This window comes from Rothia sp. 88186D007BW (assembly GCF_053544215.1).
In genome coordinates, this window is the sequence record NZ_JBPPTR010000021.1 from 1 (window position 1) to 4589 (window position 4589).

The following is a 4589-nucleotide window of genomic DNA, read 5'->3' on the forward strand; positions in this document are numbered from 1 at the left end:
AGGGGTGTGTAGTTGGTGGTGGTTGGGTTGGGTGGTGCTCCGTCAGGGCTCGGCGGGTGGCTTGGTTGCCTGTGGGGGGGTGTTGCCGCCTAGCACCCTGACGATAGAAATGAGGAACCCAGAACTTTAAGTTCTGGGTTCCTCAGAGTAGTCAGCAGGATCCTATCGAAAATATATTTTTAATAGCACCTAGGTCTGGGTTAGCTCTAAATTCTGTTTCTCCTGGGGTTACGCAAAATGTGTCGTTTGCATATGTGTAATCAATTTGTATCTTGACGTTGTTCCCGTCGTCTGTGCAGTGGTTGTAGATTGCTTTTTCATAATGCCCATCATTTTCTCCCCCACCAATATTTGATGTTCCCACAGGTGAGAAACCACATGGACGTTGAATTTCTTCAGCATAGGAGGGAGTGATAGCTCCGAATCCCATAGTGAAAACAATAAAAGAGGTAGCTAGTATTTTCTTTTTATTCATCTTTAACAACTACCAATCGCATAAGCGTCTGTAACTTTAGCATCGCGGTCAACATACCCTAGGCGGGTCACTCCCGGCTGAACGCAGGCCTCTTTATCTCCATCTGCGGTACTTAGCTTAAGTTTGACGTTATTTCCATCGTCGGTGCAGTGATTGTACATGCCAACTCGACGTTCTCCGTCGAAAGGCCTTACATCGAAGCTAATGCCCTTCACGGCTACCTTGAATTCGATTATTCCCTCGAAGTCTTCCCATGCATGGTAGTATCCGCACACGGCAGCGTTGGCGGGAGTCATAGCGGAAAAAGATCCAGCAACTAGTGCAAAGGATGCACCGATAATTCCTAGCTTCTTCTTTGATAGCATTGTTAGTCCTTTCTTCGCTACCATACAGAATAGCCGGATCTAATATGATTTGCAAGCTTACTTAGGAGAATATCGTAATGAGTAGAAATAAACGAGTAACTCTACTTCTAGTGGTTTTAGCAGTATCAACTTATTTTATTTTTTGGGGGGTTGAGAATGAATTTGTTAGTCAGGAGTTTGCTGTCATAGCCTTACCTGTTATGCTTGCAGTAACAACAGCGATTATAATTTGGAATGCGTCACGTAGGAAATAATTATTTTTTACTTCCCATCCTTGAAGTTGAATTGAAACACTCTGTCACGAGGCTTATTCATAAGCGGATGGGGGGGATTCCCCTATGAATAAGCCTCTATAGCTAATTTATTTTCATATTCTTGAACATAACGCCCAACAGTGCTCTTAGAAATCTCTAACTTGTTGGCAATAGCTCTAACAGATAACCCTTGTGCACGAAGTTCTGCAACTTGCTCACGCTTGGTATTCGCGCGGGCCAGGTAGTCAGCCCGTGGCTCAGCCATTAAACGCCTAACAGTGCTTTGGCTAATACCTAATTGTTCGGCTAACTCTCGGGCTGTTTTTTTACGACGCACCGGGTTCTCAGCGACCATTGTCAGCCTTTCGTAAGTCTTCGATGAGGGAATTCATTTTTTGTCGGCGCTTTTCCCCAGATTTACTACCTAGTGAAGAGCCCCATCGTTTGCGGTTAGCCTCCGTCTGCTCAGGGGTAATCTTTACCCACACCCACGAAGCAATCGACTTAGCAATCTGAGCAACCTCACCCTCACTCATTGGGCCACGAGAAAACTCATCAGCAATCACCGAAGCATTCTTCATCGAAGCAAAGGCGTACACCGTCTCTGACCACTCGGTGAAGTCCGTGTAGCGTAAACGCGCCCTGTAGGCCCACTGGCGGGTGAGGTTGAACAAGGCGACATTCCTGCCCACCGTGGAGTCCAGAACCGTCTGAGCGTTCCTGTGAGGCGCTGGGAGGGCTCCTACGTCTCCTAGGGCCTTAGCAAGGTCTTTGAGCCCGTAGAGGGCTTCTGAGGCGCCCCAGAGGGGCATGTGGGCGGTGTGGGTGGGGTTTTTGGTGATTCTCCCGCCGTAGCCGATATCCCCGCCGAGAACGTCTGTCAGTCCTTGCTCAACGCGTGCCAGCAGATTCACTGGGGCGCGGTGCCCTGCATCAGTCAGGCAAACAGGGGCTTTGAGGGCGTAGACGATGTGCCCGCTACGGGTGTGGGGGTTCATGGCTACCCAGGAGGGTTGTGGGAGGCCTGCTAGGTCTGCGATGTAGTCGGCGTCTGCTCCGTCGTGGTCGGTGACGATGAGGGACTGCATGGCGAGTGGGTTGGTTTCGATGTAGGCGTGTTCGAGGGCGCGGGCGCGGGTTTGGCGCTTGTAGGAACCGTTTTTGCGGTTGGCGCACAGGGGTTTGGCGGGTAGCCAGTGGTCTGTGAAGACGTTCTCGAAGGTCATGGTTTCTAGTAGAGCATGGTGGGGGTGTCCCAGGTTGGATTTACCCCGGTGTGTCCCAACTAGCTTTTGAACTTAATCAGGTAGTTACCCTCCCTCGGTGCGAAAGCGGCCCTCTTGGTGCTACCCTGTGTACTCGTAAACATTGTTTACCCGAGTACGAGGAACCTGCCATGCCAACTTCCAAACAACCCCGTCACCCCTCTGGTCAAGTTGTCTCAGCCCGCCTAGACCCAGCCACCATTGCCCGCCTAGATGCCTTGGAAGCTACAACAAACCGAAGCCGCGGTAACTACCTGCGCCTGGCTACCCGTGCGCTCCTGGTGGTTATGGAGCAACCTCAGTGGCAGGAGATGCTTGCCCAGCATGGCCCTGCTACTATCGAACGCCGTTTGCAAGAAGTAGCCGAAGGTGCAGCTCATATGCCCGATTCAAGCGCAGCTGAAGCTGAACTAGTTGGCCAGCTTGCCACGATGCTCATTACCTGGGGTGAACGCATTGACCGCTCTTCTGACAACTTGGCCCAGGCCTTGGTAGGAGACCTGGAAAGTACTTTCGAAGAGTACGGTTTTGATGTTGAGGAAGCAGCCGAAGGTGTTGAGCCTTGGTGGGAGAAGCACCGGCGCCCTCGTATTGCAGAAGCAATCTGGCAGGAAAAACTAGCTGAGCAATAGCAGCTCAGAGTCACCACAAGCTATACCCAAACCCACAGGCTAAAGAGCCTCAGCAAGAGCAGAAAAGCCAGGATCACAGCAGATACCAAACATGAGCTAAACCCAGAGGAAACATCACCGAGGGCAAGCGCCACATCATAAGCCAATACCAACGCATCAAGAGCTACCCCAGAGCAACAGCAAGAACCAGGGCATACGCAGAAAAATGCAACACACGTCTGGCATTGAACTGCATGCCCAGGGCAACAGTCCCGGTTGCAGATAACGAGTCAGACAGTCAGGCACGTATGCCAAACTTCGTTTGACCCTCCCTGCCCGTGACAAAAACGCACGCCCAACCCTGCCGGTTTCACCTCAATCGACCCAGAACCCCCGCACAAAAATCTCAGGCCCTTCTGTACTCGTTCCTCGCACCCTTCTGCCTGATTTTGTACACGGCCCGCTGGTCTCATGTGTAAAACCGCGCGCACACAATGTGCGCGGACGACCCCGGCGCAAAGCGCCGATGAACCGTCACACCTCTTGCACCCAGTGACTCAGGAAGTACTATCTCGTTTTCGCCTATCGTCAATATCGACATGACGAAATAAAATAGCCCCCATGACACCACCTCACAGCCCCGCTGAAGAAACCCGCACTTGCCCCTACTGCCACACCGTTTTCTACTACGAAAAAGGCCCCGGCCGCCCACCGATTTACTGCACCGATACCTGCCGCAAATACGCAGCCGCCCACCGCAAATATGCCCAAGACACCAACACCCCAGTACGGCTGATACACGCAAGCCCAGTAGAAATTACCCCCGAACCTGCCCCCGTTATCCGCTACATCAAACCCAACAAAGAGCAGATGAAGGACTATCTGCGCTCTGACCCTGCACGCGTAATTCCTCACCTGTTGAAGGAATTAGGGTTTTGCCTCAATGACCGCAAAATTCCCCGTACCGAACGGGCTGAGATAGCCCACATACTGGGGCGGGTGCTGGTTCAGCTTGCCCAAGCCGAGTACGGGCCGGTCAATGGGGAGAGCGCCAGCGTACCGATAGAAACGGAGATGTCACCGCAGGATTTTGTGCATCTATCGCAGGTTTTGGGTTCTTTTGAGCAGATTGCTGCATGGGTGCAGGCGAATCGGGAGTACACCGAGTATGAGCAGATGGTGGCTGTGGGTCGGCAGGTGCGTAAGGCGCGCAAGGAGATCGCTGGTGAAGTCGAAGGGTTGCGGAAGAGGGTTGCTGAGTTAGAAGAGCAGGTTCAGCAGCAGAAGAGACAGTTAGAGCGTTCTTATGCTGTGGCAGCGCGGTTGGAGGAGCAGTATGTGCACGCGCGGGGGCGGAGTTTGGAGGTTGCTCGTGGTGCGCGTGGTTTGCCTGAGCGGGTGGCTGAGTTGGAGGCTTTGGTGGGTCAGTGGCAGGTGAGGGCTGCTGAGTGGGAGCAGGTGGCCAAGATGGAGCGGGCTAGGTGTGTTGAGGAGGTTGCGCGGGTGAGGGCTGAGGTGTTGGGTGGTGGTTCTTCGTTTTTTAGGGGTGTGTAGTTGGTGGTGGTTGGGTTGGGTGGTGCTCCGTCAGGGCTCGGCGGGTGGCTTGGTTGCCTGTGGGG

At 53.0% G+C, this 4589-nt stretch carries 6 protein-coding genes; 2 read left to right on the forward strand and 4 right to left on the reverse strand.

Annotated elements, in window-relative coordinates; translation table 11 throughout:
• Positions 1 to 151: 151 nt before the first annotated feature.
• The 4 genes from ACEE09_RS09215 to ACEE09_RS09230 form a co-directional block, all read right to left on the reverse strand.
• Entirely contained in the window at positions 152 to 475 is a 324-nt protein-coding gene (locus ACEE09_RS09215) for a DUF6355 family natural product biosynthesis protein (protein ID WP_449084069.1), read from the reverse strand.
• A 2-nt stretch (positions 476 to 477) separates the two neighbouring features.
• Positions 478 to 840 carry a DUF6355 family natural product biosynthesis protein gene (locus tag ACEE09_RS09220; protein ID WP_449084071.1) on the reverse strand — a complete coding sequence of 121 codons (363 nt, stop codon included), beginning with the start codon at positions 838 to 840 and terminating at the stop codon, positions 478 to 480.
• A gap of 336 nt (positions 841 to 1176) precedes the next feature.
• Entirely contained in the window at positions 1177 to 1449 is a 273-nt protein-coding gene (locus ACEE09_RS09225; RefSeq protein ID WP_449084073.1) for a helix-turn-helix domain-containing protein, read from the reverse strand.
• A complete protein-coding gene (locus ACEE09_RS09230) occupies positions 1439 to 2320 on the reverse strand; it encodes a replication initiation protein (RefSeq protein WP_449084075.1) in 882 nt (293 codons plus the stop codon). Before ACEE09_RS09230 ends, ACEE09_RS09225 begins: the two co-directional genes overlap by 11 nt.
• A gap of 170 nt (positions 2321 to 2490) precedes the next feature.
• On the opposite strand from ACEE09_RS09230, the gene ACEE09_RS09235 reads away from it, so the two are divergent.
• Complete coding sequence (locus tag ACEE09_RS09235) at positions 2491 to 2991, forward strand: hypothetical protein (RefSeq protein WP_449084077.1); 501 nt, start codon at positions 2491 to 2493, stop codon at positions 2989 to 2991.
• A gap of 600 nt (positions 2992 to 3591) precedes the next feature.
• Positions 3592 to 4524 (forward strand): hypothetical protein, encoded by a 933-nt coding sequence (locus tag ACEE09_RS09240; RefSeq protein ID WP_449084079.1) that lies wholly within the window; start codon positions 3592 to 3594, stop codon positions 4522 to 4524.
• The last annotated feature ends 65 nt before the right edge of the window (positions 4525 to 4589 follow it).

Bases quoted from the DNA above. Each gene is read 5' to 3' on its own strand.
- ACEE09_RS09215 (WP_449084069.1), bottom strand. From the start codon at position 475: ATGAATAAAAAGAAAATACTAGCTACCTCTTTTATTGTTTTCACTATG.
- ACEE09_RS09220 (WP_449084071.1), bottom strand. From the start codon at position 840: ATGCTATCAAAGAAGAAGCTAGGAATTATCGGTGCATCCTTTGCACTA.
- ACEE09_RS09225 (WP_449084073.1), bottom strand. From the start codon at position 1,449: ATGGTCGCTGAGAACCCGGTGCGTCGTAAAAAAACAGCCCGAGAGTTA.
- ACEE09_RS09230 (WP_449084075.1), bottom strand. From the start codon at position 2,320: ATGACCTTCGAGAACGTCTTCACAGACCACTGGCTACCCGCCAAACCC.
- ACEE09_RS09235 (WP_449084077.1), top strand. From the start codon at position 2,491: ATGCCAACTTCCAAACAACCCCGTCACCCCTCTGGTCAAGTTGTCTCA.
- ACEE09_RS09240 (WP_449084079.1), top strand. From the start codon at position 3,592: ATGACACCACCTCACAGCCCCGCTGAAGAAACCCGCACTTGCCCCTAC.